This window comes from Bradyrhizobium sp. CCBAU 65884 (assembly GCF_028128835.1).
Lineage (GTDB): Bacteria > Pseudomonadota > Alphaproteobacteria > Rhizobiales > Xanthobacteraceae > Bradyrhizobium > Bradyrhizobium ottawaense.
Genome location: NZ_LBJU01000134.1, coordinates 233,461 through 250,747, shown reverse-complemented (window position 1 = coordinate 250,747; position 17,287 = coordinate 233,461). Strand labels below are relative to the sequence as shown.

At 59.5% G+C, this 17,287-nt stretch carries 13 protein-coding genes; 7 read left to right on the top strand and 6 right to left on the bottom strand.

Annotated elements, in window-relative coordinates; genetic code table 11:
* The first annotated feature begins 5 nt into the window (after positions 1-5).
* From XI03_RS39125 to XI03_RS39110, 4 genes are read left to right on the top strand one after another with little or no spacing between them, the layout of a single operon-like run.
* Positions 6-215: a twin-arginine translocation signal domain-containing protein gene (locus XI03_RS39125; protein ID WP_028143624.1), complete on the top strand. Its 210-nt coding sequence runs from the start codon at positions 6-8 to the stop codon at positions 213-215.
* Between the two features lie 12 nt (positions 216-227).
* The gene (locus XI03_RS39120) at positions 228-3,170 is read left to right on the top strand and encodes a formate dehydrogenase subunit alpha (protein ID WP_038948933.1); all 2,943 of its coding nucleotides are present in this window, start codon (positions 228-230) and stop codon (positions 3,168-3,170) included.
* Positions 3,171-3,183: 13 nt separating this feature from the next.
* A complete protein-coding gene (fdh3B, locus tag XI03_RS39115; RefSeq protein WP_028143626.1) occupies positions 3,184-3,780 on the top strand; it encodes a formate dehydrogenase FDH3 subunit beta in 597 nt (198 codons plus the stop codon).
* Between the two features lie 39 nt (positions 3,781-3,819).
* On the top strand, positions 3,820-4,821 hold the full coding sequence (locus tag XI03_RS39110; protein ID WP_271595100.1) for a formate dehydrogenase subunit gamma: 1,002 nt from the start codon (positions 3,820-3,822) through the stop codon (positions 4,819-4,821).
* A gap of 31 nt (positions 4,822-4,852) precedes the next feature.
* Here XI03_RS39110 and XI03_RS39105 read toward each other — a convergent pair whose 3' ends face one another.
* Together XI03_RS39105 and XI03_RS39100 are read right to left on the bottom strand one after the other, a co-directional pair.
* On the bottom strand, positions 4,853-5,050 hold the full coding sequence (locus XI03_RS39105) for a hypothetical protein (RefSeq protein WP_271595099.1): 198 nt from the start codon (positions 5,048-5,050) through the stop codon (positions 4,853-4,855).
* A gap of 773 nt (positions 5,051-5,823) precedes the next feature.
* On the bottom strand, positions 5,824-6,039 hold the full coding sequence (locus tag XI03_RS39100; RefSeq protein ID WP_038948928.1) for a hypothetical protein: 216 nt from the start codon (positions 6,037-6,039) through the stop codon (positions 5,824-5,826).
* Between the two features lie 1,015 nt (positions 6,040-7,054).
* On the opposite strand from XI03_RS39100, the gene XI03_RS39095 reads away from it, so the two are divergent.
* Positions 7,055-8,266, top strand: coding sequence for a serine/threonine protein kinase (locus XI03_RS39095; RefSeq protein ID WP_271595235.1), 1,212 nt, complete (start codon positions 7,055-7,057; stop codon positions 8,264-8,266).
* Positions 8,253-9,329 carry a nucleotidyltransferase family protein gene (locus XI03_RS39090; RefSeq protein ID WP_244439118.1) on the top strand — a complete coding sequence of 359 codons (1,077 nt, stop codon included), beginning with the start codon at positions 8,253-8,255 and terminating at the stop codon, positions 9,327-9,329. The genes XI03_RS39095 and XI03_RS39090 overlap by 14 nt, the downstream gene beginning before the upstream one ends.
* 128 nt (positions 9,330-9,457) lie before the next feature.
* Here XI03_RS39090 and XI03_RS39085 read toward each other — a convergent pair whose 3' ends face one another.
* Positions 9,458-9,841 (bottom strand): H-NS histone family protein, encoded by a 384-nt coding sequence (locus XI03_RS39085; RefSeq protein WP_028143632.1) that lies wholly within the window; start codon positions 9,839-9,841, stop codon positions 9,458-9,460.
* A gap of 679 nt (positions 9,842-10,520) precedes the next feature.
* Here XI03_RS39085 and XI03_RS39080 point away from each other — a divergent pair.
* Entirely contained in the window at positions 10,521-10,886 is a 366-nt protein-coding gene (locus tag XI03_RS39080; RefSeq protein ID WP_028143633.1) for an H-NS histone family protein, read from the top strand.
* A gap of 55 nt (positions 10,887-10,941) precedes the next feature.
* Here the strand turns inward: XI03_RS39080 and XI03_RS39075 are convergent, their stop codons facing one another.
* The 3 genes from XI03_RS39075 to XI03_RS39065 all read right to left on the bottom strand — a co-directional run bounded on the left by XI03_RS39075 (position 10,942) and on the right by XI03_RS39065 (position 17,086).
* Positions 10,942-12,411: an exopolysaccharide biosynthesis polyprenyl glycosylphosphotransferase gene (locus XI03_RS39075; protein WP_271595234.1), complete on the bottom strand. Its 1,470-nt coding sequence runs from the start codon at positions 12,409-12,411 to the stop codon at positions 10,942-10,944.
* Positions 12,412-12,557: 146 nt separating this feature from the next.
* Positions 12,558-14,657, bottom strand: coding sequence for a hypothetical protein (locus tag XI03_RS39070; RefSeq protein WP_271595098.1), 2,100 nt, complete (start codon positions 14,655-14,657; stop codon positions 12,558-12,560).
* Between the two features lie 95 nt (positions 14,658-14,752).
* Positions 14,753-17,086, bottom strand: coding sequence for an AAA family ATPase (locus XI03_RS39065; protein ID WP_038970407.1), 2,334 nt, complete (start codon positions 17,084-17,086; stop codon positions 14,753-14,755).
* Between the last annotated feature and the right edge of the window lie 201 nt (positions 17,087-17,287).

The window sequence follows — 17,287 nt, the reverse complement described above, 5'->3', positions numbered from 1 at the left end:
ATGCGATGAGTGACGAGACGAAAGCCAAGGTGGGACGCCGCGATTTCCTGCGCAAGGTCGGCATCGGCACGGTCGGCGCCGGCGCGACGCTCGCGACACCGCTGGTCGGGCCGGCACAAGCCGACAGCGAGAACAACGATGAGAAGCGCAAGGCGCGCTACAAGGAATCCGACCACGTAAAAACCTATTACCGCGTCAATCGCTATCCGGCTTGAGGGAGGCTTCCCGTGCTTATCAAGCGAACACACCAGCGTTCCGATCGTCGCGGCTCCGTCGCTGAATCCCTTGCGGGTCAGGCCGGCGGTCTGGATCGCCGTTCCTTCCTGCGCAGGTCCGGCCTTGCCGGCGGCGCGCTTGCGGCGCTCAGCACCATGCCGATCGGCAGTGTGCGCAAGGCGGAAGCCGCGGTGGCCGGACCGCTCGCGGCCGGGGCCGTCGTCAAGAAGAGCATCTGCACTCATTGCGCCGTCGGATGCACGGTGACCGCGGAAGTGCTCAACGGCGTCTGGATCGGCCAGGAGCCGAGCTGGGATTCGCCGATCAACCGCGGCTCACATTGTGCGAAAGGTGCCTCCGTACGCGAGCTCGTGCACAGTGATCGGCGGTTGCGCTATCCGATGAAGCTTGTGAACGGCCAATGGACGCGCGTGTCCTGGGACACCGCTGTGAACGAGATCGGCGACAAGCTCTTACAGGTTCGCGAAAAATCGGGCAGCGATTCCGTCTACTGGCTCGGTTCCGCCAAGATGACGAACGAGGGCTCCTATCTGTTCCGCAAGCTCGGCGCGTTCTGGGGGACCAACAACACCGACCACCAAGCGCGTATCTGCCATTCCACCACGGTCACGGGCGTCGCCAATACCTGGGGCTACGGTGCCATGACCAACAGCATCAACGACATGCGCAACTCCAAGACGATGCTGTTCATCGGTAGCAATGCCGCGGAGGCGCATCCCGTCAGCATGCAGCATCTCCTGGAATCGAAGGAGCTCAACAAGGCGAACTTCATCGTCTTCGATCCGCGCCTGACCCGCACCGCGGCCCATGCCACCGAATATGTTCGGATCCGTCCCGGCACGGACATTCCCGTGCTCTACGGCATGATGTGGCACATCCTGAAGAACGGCTGGGAGGACAAGGAGTTCATCGCCTCGCGCGTCTACGGTTTCGACGATTTGCGCAAGGAGGTCGAGAAGTGGAATCCGCAGGAGGTCGAACGCGTCACCGGCGTGCCCGCTGCGCAGCTCGAACGCGTCGCCAAGATGTTCGCGACCGTGAAGCCCGCGACCATCATCTGGTGCATGGGGCAGACCCAGCACACCGTCGGCACGGCCAATGTGCGGGCGAGCTGCATCGCGCTGCTGATGACCGGCAATGTCGGCAAGGCGGGCGCCGGTGCCAACATCCTGCGCGGCCATGACAACGTGCAAGGCGCAACCGACGTTGGCCTCGATATCGTGACCCTGCCGTTCTATTACGGCCTTGCGGAAGGCGCCTGGAAGCACTGGTCGCGGGTCTGGGAGGTCGACTACGAGTACCTGGTCTCCCGCTTCGACGAGAAGAAGCAGATGGAGACCCCAGGCATCCCGCTGACGCGATGGTTCGATGCTGCGCTGTTGCCGAAGGCCGACGTTGCACAGAAGGACAACGTCAAGGCCGTATTCGTGCAAGGCCACGCCAGCAACAGCATCACCCGCATTCCGGAGTCGATGAAGGGTTTGAAGGCACTGGACCTGCTGGTGATCGCGGATCCGCACCCGACCACCTGGGCGTCGCTCGCGGTCGAGGCGGGACGGAAGGACGGCGTCTATATCCTGCCTGTCGCCACGCAATTCGAATGCTCGGGATCGCGCGTCGCCTCCAACCGCTCGATGCAGTGGGGCGAGCAGATCGTCAAGCCGATCTTCGAATCCAAGGACGATCTCGAGGTCATCTACCTGATGGCGAAGAAGTTCGGCTTCGCCGACAAGATGTTCAAGAACATCAAGGTCGAGAACAACCTTCCGCTCGCCGAGGACGTGCTCCGCGAGATCAACCGCGGAAGCTGGTCGACCGGCTATTGCGGCCAGTCGCCGGAGCGCATCAAGGCGCATATGAAGAACCAGAACAAATTCGATCTGGTGACGATGCGCGCGCCGAAGGACGATCCGGAGGTCGGCGGCGACTATTACGGTCTGCCTTGGCCGTGTTGGGGCTCGCCGGAGGTGAAACATCCCGGCTCGCCGCTGCTCTACAACAACAATTTGCATGTCATGGACGGCGGCGGCGCTTTCCGCCCACGCTTCGGCATCGAGCGCGAGGAAAAACTGCCGGACGGCACGACGCGGAAGGTGAGCCTGCTTGCCGACAAATCCTTCTCCAAGGGGTCGGAGATCGAGGACGGCTACCCCGAGTTCACGCTGGCAAGCCTGAAGAAGCTCGGCTGGGACAAGGATCTCACCGAGGCTGAAATGGCGACGATCCAGAAGGTCAACGCGGCTAATCCGGATGCCGTATCCTGGGCACTCGACCTCTCAGGCGGCATCCAGCGCGTCGCGCTGAAGCACGGCTGCGTGCCCTTCGGCAACGGCAAGGCGCGCATGAACGCGTTCGGTCTGCCGGATCCGATTCCGGTGCATCGTGAACCGATTTATACGCCGCGCGTCGACCTGGTGGAGAAGTATCCGACCCTGCCTGACGCCAAGCAGTTCCGTCTGCCCAATATCGGCTTCTCCGTGCAGAAGGCGGCGGTCGAAAAGGGGATCGCAAAGCAGTTTCCGCTCATCCTCTCCTCGGGGCGGCTGGTGGAGTATGAGGGGGGCGGGGAGGAGACGCGCACCAATCCCTGGCTCGCCGAATTGCAGCAGGACATGTTCATCGAGATCAGCGTCGCCGATGCCGCCGATCGCGGCATCAAGGACGGCGGCTGGGTCTGGGTGAGCGGCGCCGAAAACAATTCGCGCGCCCGGATGAAGGCGCTGGTTACGGAGCGTGTCGGCAAGGGCGTGGCCTGGATGCCGTTCCACTTCGGCGGCTGGCTGGGCGGCGCCGACCTGCGCAAGAACTATCCGGCCGGCACCGACCCGATCGTGCTCGGTGAGAGCGCCAACACCATCACGAGCTACGGCTACGACCCGGCGACGGGCATGCAGGAGCCGAAGGTCACGCTTTGTCAGATCGTCGCGGCTTGAGGGAGCAACGAACATGGCTCGAATGAAGTTTCTTTGCGACGCTGACCGGTGCATCGAATGCAACGCCTGCGTCACGGCGTGCAAGAACGAACACGAGGTGCCCTGGGGCATCAACCGGCGCCGCGTCGTCACCATCAACGACGGCAAACCGGGCGAGCGCTCGATCTCGATGGCCTGCATGCACTGCACGGACGCGCCTTGCGCGGCCGTGTGTCCGGTGAACTGTTTCTACACCACGGCGGATGCCGTGGTGCTGCACTCCAAGGATCTCTGCATCGGCTGCGGCTATTGCTTCTACGCCTGTCCCTTCGGGGCGCCGCAATATCCGAAGGTTGGCAATTTCGGCTCGCGCGGCAAGATGGACAAATGCACCTTTTGCGCGGGCGGCCCCGAGGCCGACGGCAGCAAGGAAGAATACGAGAAATACGGTGCGAACCGGCTGGCCGAAGGCAAGCTGCCGCTCTGCGCCGAAATGTGCTCGACCAAATCGTTGCTCGCCGGCGACGGCGAGATCATTGCCCAGATCTACAAAGAGCGGGTCATGAAGCGCGGCTATGGTTCGGGCGCGTGGGGCTGGAAGACCGCCTATCGCGAGACGATCGAATCTTGAGGTGGGCAGCCGAGGGCGCGCAATACCGGGGAGGACGTGATGGCGTCATTTGGAAGGTTCATTCGCCTGGCTTTCGGCGTCTGCACGCTGCTTCTCTTGGTGATGGCGGCGCCCGCGAGTGCTCAACAGGTCAATCCGACTGCAAGTTCGGTCAAGGAGCAGCAGCTTCTGCAGGAGCTGAACCGGATCCAGGGCCGGGTGAGCATTCCGGACCAGCGGTCCGGCGTCCTGGAGCAGCCACAGGGACGTGAGTGGCGCGAGTTCCGCGATGTCACGCTGCGCTGGATCGGTGGCATCGCGATCATCGGGATGACCGCCCTGATCATGATCTTCTATCTCACCCGCGGCATGGTCCGGCTGGAAAGCGGCCGATCGGGTCGTACCATTGTGCGCTTCAACGTCTTCGAGCGCTTCGTGCACTGGATGACGGCAACCTGCTTCATCATCCTGGCGATCTCCGGCCTCAACATCACCTTCGGCCGGCCGCTGCTCTTGCCGCTGATCGGCTTCGAGGCCTTTTCCGAATGGTCGCAATGGGCGAAGTACGCCCACAATTATCTGAGCTTCCCGTTCACGCTCGGCGTGGTCCTGATCTTCCTGATGTGGATTGGCGGCAACATTCCCAACAAGGTGGATATCGAATGGGCGAAACGTGGCGGCGGCTTGTTCGGGCATGACCATCCGCCGGCCAATCGCTTCAATGGCGGGCAGAAGGCGATTTACTGGATCGTCGTGATCGGCGGCGGGCTCGTCGCCGCGACCGGCTATGCGCTGATGTTTCCGTTCTACGGCACGGGGATCGAGGGCATGCAGATTGCCCAGGTGGTGCACTCCATAGTGGCCGTCTTGTTTGTCGCGGCGATGCTCGCGCACATCTATATCGGCACGATCGGAATGGAAGGTGCGTTCGAGGCCATGGGCACGGGTGAGGTCGACGTCAATTGGGCTCGCGAGCACCATAGCCTCTGGTTCGACCAGGAGACGGCACGAGCGGGGCCAAACGACGGACAGTCACGACCCGCAACCGAGGCGGCCGAGTAAGACGGACAGCCGGGAAAGCGGGCGGTTCGCTCTATTGCGCCGGTTCTTTCGCAAACAAGATCGAACGGTCCTGCATCTCCTGTTCAGGGAGCTTGTTTGCCTGACCTGTCTGCAGTTCCTGGATGGATGGCATGCCGCTCCGGTCGAACAGTGCGTGCGATCTGAGCATGCTGTTGGCCGCTCCGGCGAGAAGCAAGGCTGCAATGAGCGAGAGCATGAGGCGTTTCATGCGCATCTCCGTCTGCCATGTCCACCCAGCACGACGGATACACGTATATTGTCTTGCGCAATGTGAGCCACTTCACAGCCAGCGGTTCCAAAGTCGTCGATGCGTTCCGTCCAACGAAGCCGGAAGTATGAAGCGAGGAAACTGGAAGAGCTCGATCGGACTCGCGCCAACACGCTCTGCGCCGTCTGTTGTGATGCGGCTTTGTCGTGATGAAAGCCGGAATCAGGGTTCAAGCCTGCGATGTATGCCGGCCAGCGCCTGTCGAAAGCGGGCTAGAGAGAACACGGCACGCTTGCGGTGAATAGGCCTTGCGCATCCATGCTGGTCCTTGATTCAGCCAGCATGATGATCAGAATTGCACTGACTTGGGAATCGTTCGCGTGCGATATCTCGTTGCTCGGGGCCTTCGCGCACGCGACGCCGATTGCCGTCTTTCTCCCGAGCGCCGTGCTTCCGCCCTTCGTACTCTCTCCCGGAGCCGCTTCAATTGAGCGAGCAGGCTAACGAGCTCGATCGCTGTATGATGCAGAACAGCCAGGCTGCAAAACCCACTACTCACTATAATACCCCAACAGGCCTTGCCGAAGCCGTGACGGAAAGATCGAATTTGTGACGACGTGCCAATAATTTGTAAGCAATGGATCCCGGAGCCGTCCGTTCGCTTTACGACGATACGCAGAAATATTTTCGAGCACTCTAGTGCATTGCACCAAAATGCTCGCATCGGAAAAGGGAATTTGGACGCGCTCTTTCAAACGGCCTTGGCATTTATGTCAGCGCGAAGGAGCCGCACGAAGGATATCCACCGTCCGGATGATTGACTCTTCGACCCAGGCCTCGCGGGCGAACCAGTTATGATTGGCCTCACAGATTGGGCAACGAGTATTGCCGAAAAACACGATGCTCCGCAGGAAAGTCTCGCGATCGGATTTGATGCCGGTAGGAATCGCGCGACCCGTTTGCGGACACTCGACCATGACCATACCCATGTGAGCCTCCCAGAAACATACTGCTGAAAAAGGGGCCGGTCGGCTGGAGTGCGCTCTCGTCGGTGCGGGTTACTTGGGGGGGCATCGCACCTGGGGTCGTTGTCGAGCAAAGGGCAGCTTGCTCGTGACGACGCTTCTCCAACCGACCGGATTCCTGCTTGGCGAATTCTCGGGGGATACCGCCGGCTTTGGCCGGCAGGCCTATGAAATGAGGCTTCGGCTTCAACCGAAGGCTTCTGGGAGGCCCCTCACAATTAGCATGTCCAAATCCCTGCGGCTTCGTGCCGAATATTCCGCTCGCAACGAAGCCAATATCTTCCCTTTGAAGGACAGATCAGCCAACCGGATCACTGGTCTCACTCCCCCTCACGCAATTCGTCAACATTATCTTTTCTCATTTAATGCGCAATTAAATGCGCGCTGTCGGTCCGGTTTGCGACTCTCGACCGATTTATTTCGCGGGCCGTCGCGGCGGGCCCTTTCGGACGCTCAGCCTATCCCTCACCACCTGCCATCAGTTCGGCGCGCGCCGCAATTTGGCTTTGGTAAACGGGTGGTTAGGTTCGGTTCAAACATGAAATAAATTTTGATTATATGGCACTGATGTAAATATCGTTGTTAATTGCTGCCGATCACGTAAGCTAAGCTCGTCCAGGTTTTGTTCGGCTGGAGGAGACAATGTGGGATTTAACTCTTAGCGAGTACGATTTCGCCCCCGATGCGCCGCAGTTGGCCCAGATGCGTGCCGAATTGGTAGGTATTGGCGAGAAGGAGCGCATTCTGCGGGAACGCAGTGCCGATCGCGAAGCCTATAGGTACCTCCTGGATGCTCATCGGTTGAGTGGGAGCGCGCTTTCTTTGAGAGCAGGTGTTGAACATTTCTCCGGAGGGAGGGGGTAGGGGCGGTCAGCTGTGGCGTGCCGGACCGGATTGTCGTTTCGAAACGAGACCGATTGGGTCACTTGTGCCCGGCAGACGGGAATTGCCACGCCGCGGACGGTTCAGATTGAACTTCGTGGCTGCCGAGGGCCGCGACGCTAGCATCCCGGGCGCTGTCGTCGCTTCGTCGGCACAGGACGAGGCAGATGTCTTCACATTGGTTGGAACCGTGCTGGAAAGATCGTCGGCAGAGATGGTGTTGAGACCGGCTTCGGATGCAGTGTTCGCGCTGCTGGACGGTCGATCAATGCTCTTCAGCGAAGCAGGGCAGAAGATCTTTGAACTGGACCGAGTAGGGGCATTCATCTGGTGTAAGCTGGCGCAAGGCGCCTCTCTGGAAGACACCTGTAAGGGGCTTGGGACCCTAGGCATCGACGAGCAGACCGCGCGCCAGTTCACCCGACAGGTCGTAAATGTCTGGATCGATCGAGCGTTGCTCGAGGTCGACTGGCGAATGCCGACCGATTTTGCCTTCTCGGCGGTACTAGGCCGGCACCGAATAGGGGTCCGGGCTGCAAATCGGGACCTCTTGAGGCGGCTGTGTTCGCTGTTTTGTGTTTCGGACCAGAGCGCCGGCGGCGACGACGACATTGCGATCGAGGCAATGATGCTGGACGAGCAAGTGCTCTTGCGCGGAGAGGATTCCAGCATCTCCAGATGTCAAGTCGAAGCACTTGCCCCAACGATCAAAGCTCACATCACCGAGCGGCTTATTCGAAGCGATCGCTGGACCTTCTCCCTTCATGCCGCTTCTCTTGTGAAGGACGGTGTAGGCCTATTGTTGTGCGGCCAGCCGGGAGCTGGAAAGTCTACCCTCACATTGCAGCTGGTGGATGCCGGACTTCGGTACGCCGGCGATGACGTTGCGCTGGTTGGCGCTGACGGAGCGATCTGCGGCATCCCGTTTGCTCTCACTCTCAAGGAGGGATCGTGGGACTTGCTCTCGCGACTACATGGCGGCCGGTACGACGCGACGCATCGCCGCTCCGACGGCGTTCTGGTGCGATACGTACCCATTGCGGATGCGTACCACCAAAGCTTTTCCGCAGGCTGGATCATCTTCTTGAACCGTGTCGCGAGCGGTCCGGCCGAACTAACCGCGATAGATCAACTGGATTCGATGAAGCGGCTCATCGACAACGGATTTGCTGCTGACGGAAGACTTTCGCAGGCCGGCTTTTTCGCTTTGAAGCGGATCGTCGCGGGCGCGCCATCGCTTCAACTCACCTATTGCGAGGCCGTGGAGGCTCGCCGCGTGCTTATGGATCTATGCAATGGCAAGGCATAGCGCGGCGCTCACGAGCCTCTGCAATTGCCTGCAAGGCATGCCACCTGTCGATGTCGAATGGACGTCCGTAATCGGGCTCGCAAATCAGACTCTGACGACACCGGCGCTCATCGATTTTGTCGACAAATTTGCACCGGTCCTGTCGGAGGACGTCTGCGGATATATTCGCCAGATCCACGGCCGAAACGTGCTGCGGAACAATCGGCTCGTCGCTCAACTCGAAGAAGCCGTCGTTGCGATGAACGACCTGGGAATTACGCCAATCATGCTCAAGGGGGCATCGACGCTGGTGACCGCGCCTGAAGAGCGACGGGGCGTTCGGCTAATGTCCGACCTGGATATTATGGTTATGCCGGACGAAGCCAGAATGGCAGTCTCCGCTCTATGCGCAATTGGCTACGATGTTGACTATGAGACCCCTCCCGAAAGCCACAGATGGCATGTCGAGCTGAATCGCTCGCAGGATGTCGGGACCATCGACCTGCAGCGGGCAGCTCCAGGTCCCGCGTACCTCTACCAGAGCTTCGGGCACCCGCTGAACCATTGTGTGCCCGCGCCGCTGGGGCGCGGACGCGTGTATATCCCCGCGCCTACCTACCGGGCGCTCATGTTGATCATCCATGATCAATTTCAAGACTACGGTTATTGGCTGGGCGACCTCGACCTGCGGCACCTAGTTGAATTGCGCGATATGAGCAATTCCGCCGAGGGCCTGGATTGGAAAGAGCTTGCCTCTCTTGTCTCGGGCGAATTGATGAAGAACGCGGTTGAAACCCAGCTGTTTGCTCTTGCTGAGTTGCTTGGCGTCGAGATTCCGCAAGAGTTGCGCTCTCGGCTGATTCCCCGTCTGCAGTTCATGCGACAGTTGATGCAAGCACGATTTCCAGCCACGCGCGTGCCCTTCCTCGCAATGATGATGCTGGATCTCGGAAACTACCGGAAGGTGGCGAATGACACCATCCAACCCACTGCGCGCCGGCGTGGATTGTGGTCCCTGCCGAGGATGGGAACCCTGCAGTTTCTGTTGAAGGCGGCCGTCGCGGTGCGCGCAGGGAAGGCCTAAAATCACAAGCCGCTCCGTTAGGGCGGTAGCTCCGAAGCGAACGACCTCAATTGGCCGGTTCCGACCGGGCGCCAGCTTCCCTGGATCCAACGACTTTGCGCATGCGGGGATTTGCAGTGGTAGGGCAATCAGTGCCCCTGACCACCAGCATTCTGGTTGGAGGCTTCACCGTTCTCGTGAATCCTGAACTCCTCCAATGTGTGCCCGGATTGTAGTGCGGCGACCAGCCAGCGCGGCTGTTTGCCACGCCCGGACCAAGTTTCTGTCGGTTTGAGAGGGTTGAAGTATTTCGGTACGACCTTTGGGTATTTGCGGCGGGGAGGCTGGCCTAGGCCCATCTCTGCCGCCCCGCTTTCGGGCCCACCGACCTGTTCCGGTTGATTGAGTTGCGCCAGGCGCTTCTCCAGCTCCCGCTTTTCGGCCGTGATCTTTTCAGCAAGAATCTTTGTTAGCTCCTCGTGGAGGAGCCATAGTTCTTCAAAATCCATGGCTTCGAGATCTTGCCTGCGCATAGCATTCTCGTCACCGTTCAACTCACGCTCCCGACTACCTTGTCATCTCCACGCCGAGTATCGTTTTCGAGCGCAAAATACGGATAGGTCCAAGGCTGGTCTTTCAAATTGGCGTGACAATAAATAATAATATATTATTTAATTATTAATTGCGAGGATTATTTTCATCAGTTTTTAATGCGAGCCAGACGAGAAACATTGGATGTTACGATTGCCCTCTGGGGCGCCCTTCAGGAAGCAATCAGCCGGTTCATCGCTGCCGCGGCTAGATTGATTGATATCCAGGCTTGAAGCCACAAATCCAGCTGCGATGGCTCGCGCTGAGGGTAACTGAGTCGTACGCTCCCTGTTGCCGAGGGTAAGAACGATGCAACGCGGCCTCGGATGCCGAGCATATTTGTCGAAAGTGCGGCGTGGCAGATTGATCCCAGGCCCGGCTTAACGTGTCGTTCTTCACTTGAGTTGGGGCATCGGTGCACGTAAGGCGCGTAATGTTACTTTGGCCGCTATTAAATTGAGCGGATAAGTTCATTTTTTTGTCTTGATTAGAACCGGCGGCGCAGTTATGTGGAGCTCGAACTTGCCGTTCGGTTCCACATATTTTTGTTTAAGCTGACCACTTGGTTCTTGATTAGCCGACCGGGACAATATTAAATGGGCGCAACTACAGGATGCTAGCATGTCGACCAAGAAGCTCGAACTAGAAGCGATGTCTCTGGACGATCTATGGTCGCTTCATGAGGAAATTAGCGGCATTTTGTCGGATCGGATCAAGGCGGAAAAGCAGGAACTGGAGAAGCGCCTGGCGGTTCTCGGAGGGGGAATGGCCGTGTTCGAAACAGGCGGGCCGGCCGTCTCCCCGACCGGCAAGCAGAGGCGTAAATATCCGCGTGTGCTGCCGAAGTACCGCAACCCCCAGACTTCTGAAACCTGGTCAGGACGTGGCAAGCGGCCGCGGTGGTTGGTTGCTGCCATGAAATCCGGCCGACGGATCGAGGAGTTTCGCATAGGGGCAGCGACTCCGAAGCTTCGGCAGCGGGCGTGAGACGTCGTTACGCCAGCAGGTCGGCGCAGCTTGGCACTTTGAGCGGGGATCGAGCCTAGTAGGCGTTGCGGCCCCGCAAGACCTCCATCGGAGTTTGCAACAGGATTGCGAGATCCAGCCGAAGGCTCCAATTGTCGACGTACCAGAGGTCGTACTGTACACGTGCTTCGATCATGGACGCTGTAGGTGTTGGGCCGCGGCAGCCGTGGATCTGGGCCCATCCGGTCAGTCCTGGCCTGACCCTGCGACGAAACGCGTAGTTTCGCACGAGCTTGTCAAACTGTCCGTCGTGGGCCAAGGCGTGGGGGCGCGGACCCACCAGCGACATGCTGCCCTCAAGCACATTCAGCAGTTGCGGCAGTTCATCGAAACTAGACCGACGCAGCCATCTGCCCACGCGGGTGATGCGTTGGTCGACCGGGGTGGCCTGAACTATCACGCTGCCGTCCTCGAGCACGTGCATGGTCCGAAATTTGCGGATCAAGAATGTCCGACCATTAAAACCACAGCGTTGTTGTCGGAAGAACACGGGGCCGGGAGAATCCAGCTTGATTGCGATTGCGGCAAGCGCAAGCAGCGGTGCGGATATCGCCAAGGCCAGCCCCGCACCAAGGATATCAATGATTCGCTTGGCCGCGCACTCGAACGGGGTAAGGGGACCGCGCTGCAATTCCACGCAAACGGCACTACCAAGGCTGCGCGTAGGATGTCGTAGCAATTCGGCTGTTGTGCCGACCGGCACGAATATGACCGGAAACGGCAGTACCCGCAACTCGGCAACAAATGCCCGAAGCTCCGGCCATCGCTCCGGGCTGGCTTCGACCACCACCTGGTCGAGCCGAGCGTTGCGAATGTGGTCGATTACGCGAGACGTGAGGCGCTTGCGACCGGCGGGACCGAACCCAATGGGCGGCAGGCTGAACCGCCCCTGGATGCAATATCCATGCATAGCCAAGGTTTCCGGTAGGCCGGCATTTTTCGAAAGCGGCTGGTCCGTGATTAGAACGATATTCGTGCTGGCAAATCTTCTTTCGCTCAGGCCTCTTATCAGCAGCGATTTGACAGCCCATCGCTCGGCTACAAGCAACCCCAGGCCAAGGATGGCGAAGAGCGGGCCTGCTTCCTGAGATACGCCCGGCCGAATTGCAAAGCCGTCGGCGGCCCAAATCAAGAGCAGCAATGACGCCCACGTCACGCAGACGGCCCGAACCTGGTTTTTGAGGACGAGGAGCTCAATCGGGCGATAAAGACCTTGAGCCTTCAGCACGGATGCAACGCAAGCTGCGCTGACCAGCGCTAAGCCAAATGCGTTGCCATGGTCTCCCTCAGCTTGCCCGTTTTGGAGCCGGTACAGTAATGTGGAGACGATGCTGGCCAACAAAATCGTCGCGATATCGGCACAGAGTGCAACAGGTTCGATCCAGTCATAACGGAGGGGCCATTTATGCCTGGAGGACACCGACGGCTCGAGGTTGACACGAGCCGTATCGTTTCGATCGGGGAGGTGCCGGTTCACGAAGTTCATGGCGGGGCACTCGGAATTCGTATTTAATTTATTATTAATATTGAATATATCAAGCAAAATATCTGAATTTAAATGATACCAAATGACGCTCTTCGGATCAGGCGCGTGCTCGAAGAACTGCCCATCGAAGCGGAACGGGTTTGGAACTACCGCGCCGCCCCTCGACCCCATGTCCGGCTCGGCAAAGGTGGATCCGTTTTAGGTCCCGGGATCGGGACTTCCTTGCGCATGCTTTGAAGAGCTGCTGAATCCCATTCCGAAATCAGATTGTCCACCAGGGCCTTCCCCTCCGCCGACGCCGATTGATAGGCAGCAATGAGAGCGGGTCGAAGAGCGGGCTGCCTAGCAAAGGCAATCTTGGCGTCGCGCTGCACCAGTTCACGCAATTCGGGATCGCTGACGACCGAAGCCTCGCCGAGAGCGGCAGTCAGTCGTAGCGGAAGCAGGGCCAAATCGTTTGGAGCTGTGTAGTACGAGAGTTTCAGCAAGGCCGCGACGTCGTATTCGACCGATCTTTGTTCCCTCGACAGTGCCGCAAGCATGAGCCAAAGATCCCCTCGTAATGGCGAGGACCGCAGCGCCTGCGCCAGTACAGTCGGCGCGGCAGGATGGACTCCGAACTCCGGTCTTGAGGCTGCTGCTCCATTGGCCGCGGGCTGTGGGGCGGGAGCGGGTCTCCCAGACCGCAAATCGCCATCACTGCGCAGTGAGTTCTGCGGCAGCACTCTCAGAAGTGCTTGGCGTGAGGCATCATTGGGAACGAGCGCTTCAACCGGCAAACCGCCGGGATACGACGGCTGAGCGAGCAGCCAGACCGTTTGCGCGATCAGCGCGACTGCGATGGTGCCCAATCCAACACGCATCGATGCATTGCCAATCCCATATGAGCGTATTGGCGCGCATGCCGGGCCCGGACTATCCAGTCCAACGACGGGCCGCGCCGACCGCGACTGCTCGGTTACGGCGCCTGTATCACGCTGGCTTTGGGCGACCGCAAGTCCGAACAGCGCGGCAGCCAACAGCGATGCGCCGAACTCGAGAATGCCGTCTTCGACCAAGGCCAGCACAACCAACGAAGTCGCAGCGCCGGCGCCAATGGCCGCGTAGACGTAGTCATGCCTTCGCCGCAGGGAGCATCTGAGCAAGGCCCCGGCGCCAACCACCGCAACGATCAACACGCCGTACAGAAAGGGGCGGCCCATCTCGATTGCGATGGCCGCGGCAGCCGTCGGGCGCTCTCGTGACAACGGCGCGGCAATATCGCGATGGATTGGCAGCAATGCCGCGTAGGTTCCCGCGCCGGAGCCGGCATGGCCGGCATCCTGCAACATCCGCTCAGTCGCCCCCGGGGCGTGCTCGGACAGGGCGACTGTCAGATCGGCATTAGGCCTTATTGGCATGAGGGTGAAGGCCGCCAGAAACAACACGGCAGCCGTGGCCAGGACGCTCGCGATACCCCAAACCCCAGAGAACCAGTTCCGGATCGCGAACGCGGCGAGCACGATTCCCACTCCGAGCAATGCCGCTGTGGCCGTTCCCATCCCGTCTCCGCTGGCGAGGATTGCCGACAGACAGAGAAGTGTCGCGAGGAGTGCGAACCAAGGGGTCGTTGCCACTCGAAATGGGCGTTGCTTGACACGGCGGCGGTCCTCGAACGCACGGGTCATCATCGCTGCGGACAGCACCAGCCCCAGCACTGCCGGGACTGCGCCGGTCGCTGCGAGGACAGGAGTATCGCCGCGCGAGAAACCGTCCGCTCCGATCGTCTGCCGCAACAGCAGGTACGCACTGACGATCGTCGAGATCGCGACCAGCATGGAGAGGAGTTGCCACGCACGCTGTCTGTCCAGCGCGACGACGGTCGTGATGAGCGCGAGGGCGACGGCAGTGCTGTAGTGCAAGAATGCCTGCACGGTTGCACGGACGTCCACCGTGAGCCGTTCGGCGAGGGGAGCATTCAAGGCGGCCGATGCCGTTTCCCATATCGGATTGCCGAGGCCGTGGACAGGAACTGGCGCGAGCTGGACGGCCATGTAAATCGCCGGTACAGCGAGAATGAGGATGAGAACGAGTCCCGACCGCCGTACCAGACTCGCGATTGCGGAGGATGAGGCGAAGATTGCGGTTGCCAGCAACGCCGTCGCGAGGAGAGCAGAGGATAGAGCTCGCTGCTGCGGGATCTCGGGCATTGCAAAAGCTGCTGCGACGGACACAACGAGTGCCAGCATCAGGAACCTGACGAGCATACCACGTCACCTCTCTGGCTTGACGTTCCTCCGGATGCTCCGATCGGCAGACCGTCTAACGCGCAAATCGTGATGGTGCGCGGCGAGGGGGCCGCTCAAGAGCTCGAAAGACCGTAACGAACATAGTGACTGTCGTCGTAGTAGTCGCTTCGATGGGTGTCGTATCGCGCCATTGCCTTGATGTCCGTCTTGTTCAAGACTGCGCCGATCAGCGAGTCCGAGATCGTCGGGGCGGTGTGCAGTGCATGCTGAACGACCTCGATCTTGGTGCGTCCCCACTCGACGACGAGAACGTAACAATCGATCAGAGGCGCCGTGACCCGTACGTCGACAAGCGGACTCAGCGGCGGAAGATCTACAATGACATAGTCATAGCTTTGTCGCAGGCGATCAAAGAGCTTGCATATCGCGCTGTCGGACAGAAGTTCGCTCGAGTGAAGTACGGGCCCGCGTTGAACGGCCGGAAGAACGGCAAGATTTGTCCTCGGATCCCGCCATACCACCTCCTCGAGTGGGCGATCACCGTTCATGACTTCAATAATGCCATCCACCGCCTTCGGGACGAGACGGGCCGAGAGCGATGGATTCCGGAGATCGCAGTCCACTATGATGACCTTCTTCCCGCTGTGTCCGATGAGTTGCGCCACGGAAGCAGCAATCGTGGTCTTGCCTTCGTTTGGGAGAGCTGACGTCAGGCCAATCACCTGGTTGGGGGTCTTTGCCGGGCTGTGATCGATCGCAATCTTGATCGCACGGATGGCCTCCGTGTACCGAGACAGGGGCATGCCTACGACGGCGCGATGAATGTCCGGAGCGGTCGAAAGTATTCGTTGGCTCGAGTCTTCCTGCGTCTGTTGAAGCCGGGCCGACGGCCTCTGCGGCTTGGGTAAGTTCAGGATTGGCACGAGAGACAGGCACGGCAGTTCCAGCGCGGCCTCGAGCTGGGAAGAGGTACGGAAAACGCGGTCCATTACGTCTCTCACGAAACCGAGCAGTAGTCCCAGCGCGAGGCCACCCAGAAGACCGAAACTCAGCACGACCTTCGTCTTCGGTTTGCTCTTGGTTTGAGCGGCGGAGGCGGGGAAGATGACCCGGGTTTCAGAGATAGGGAAGGTCTCCTGTTGCGTCGAGCCCATGTACTGCTGAAGGAAGGTATCGTAGAGGGCCCGCAAGCTTTTTGCGCGACTTTCCAAATCTCTTATCGTCAGCTCTGCCGAGTTCGTGAGGCGCGACTGCGCAATGGCAACGGACAGACGTTTTTCGATCTCCTGCTGCCGTTGCTTTGCGAGTTCGGCTTCGCTGCGGCTGATCTCGGAAAGTCTCCTCACCTCGTCTAGAATGGAGACCCGAAATTCACGGAGCCTGTTTCGGACGTTAACGACCGCCAGATGATCGCGCCCGACGCGTGCCGATAACTCGGCCTCACGCCTGGAGAGTTCGAGATATTGCTGGCGTAGCGACGTAATGATTGGACTGTTCATCGCGTCGGAGCCGATGGCATCCAGATTGCTCATCGCGGATGGTTTTGCCGGGTCGGTGCCGAGGAGAGTTTCGTAGCGGGACAGCTTGGCCGCAGCCTCCGAACTCTGCGCACGGGCGGTAGCCAGCCGAGTATTGAGTTCCGTGATCTGCTGCTCGTCGATCGGTTTTCCACCGGGCGAAACGATGTTGTTCTGAGATTTGTAAGCGTCAACGGCACGTTCGGCGGTCAACGCCTCCTCACCGAGGTTTCGCAGCCGTTCCCGCAGCCAACTTGTTGCAGTGCGGCTGGCTTCAAATTTCGCGTCGAGCTGATCGTTGATGTAGGCTTTGGCAATTGCGTTCGCGATTTCCGCCGCTAGCGCTGGATCGCTCGAGGTGAAGTTGACTTCAATAACGTGACTATAGCCAACTCGACCTGCAGATAGGCGATCCAGAAAGCTCGCAATGGCGGCTTCTGAGAGTTGCTCTGGCGCGGCAGATTGCGCAGCTTCCGACGCATTCGATCGCCATCGTCGAAGCCAGCTCAGTAGCCAGGACTGCAGCGACCGGGACTCCTTGAAATCCGGATGATCGCCCAATTTTAGCTGCTTGATCACGGCCGCAGCGGTTGCCTGCGACTTGATGATCTGCAGCTGCGTTTCGATCTGAGTGACATCGACGATCGGTTCGGAGAGCAACGATTGCTTCTGGAGGAATTGTGCCCTCGGGTTTTCGAACAGGACCTGAACCTGCGCCGTATAGGCCGGCGAGACCAGTCGGAGGTATATGAGGCTGGCGGCACCTGCCAGGACGGTGGTGAAAATGATGACGAGGTATTGCCGCCTTATAAAGACGAGCGCCAATTTAATGAGCTCGCCGATGCCCGCGGCGTCTTGGCGATCAGCCTGCATTGGCATGGAGGAGGGCAGACGTGCCCCATCGGTCTGGAGCGTATTGGTCTGAAGCATCGGACAATTCTCTCGGCTATTGACAGTCGCGCGGGAGCACGGGGCCGTAGGCGTTATTCGAATCCGCGGCCGTATTTAAAATAATATATCTGATAAATTTTGTATTGCCAATTAAATCTGGCTCAGGCATTAATTGTCTGGAAATTAACTCGATGAAGGGCCGGCGTCCGATTAAACCCGATATTTGTCGCGAACTGAGCG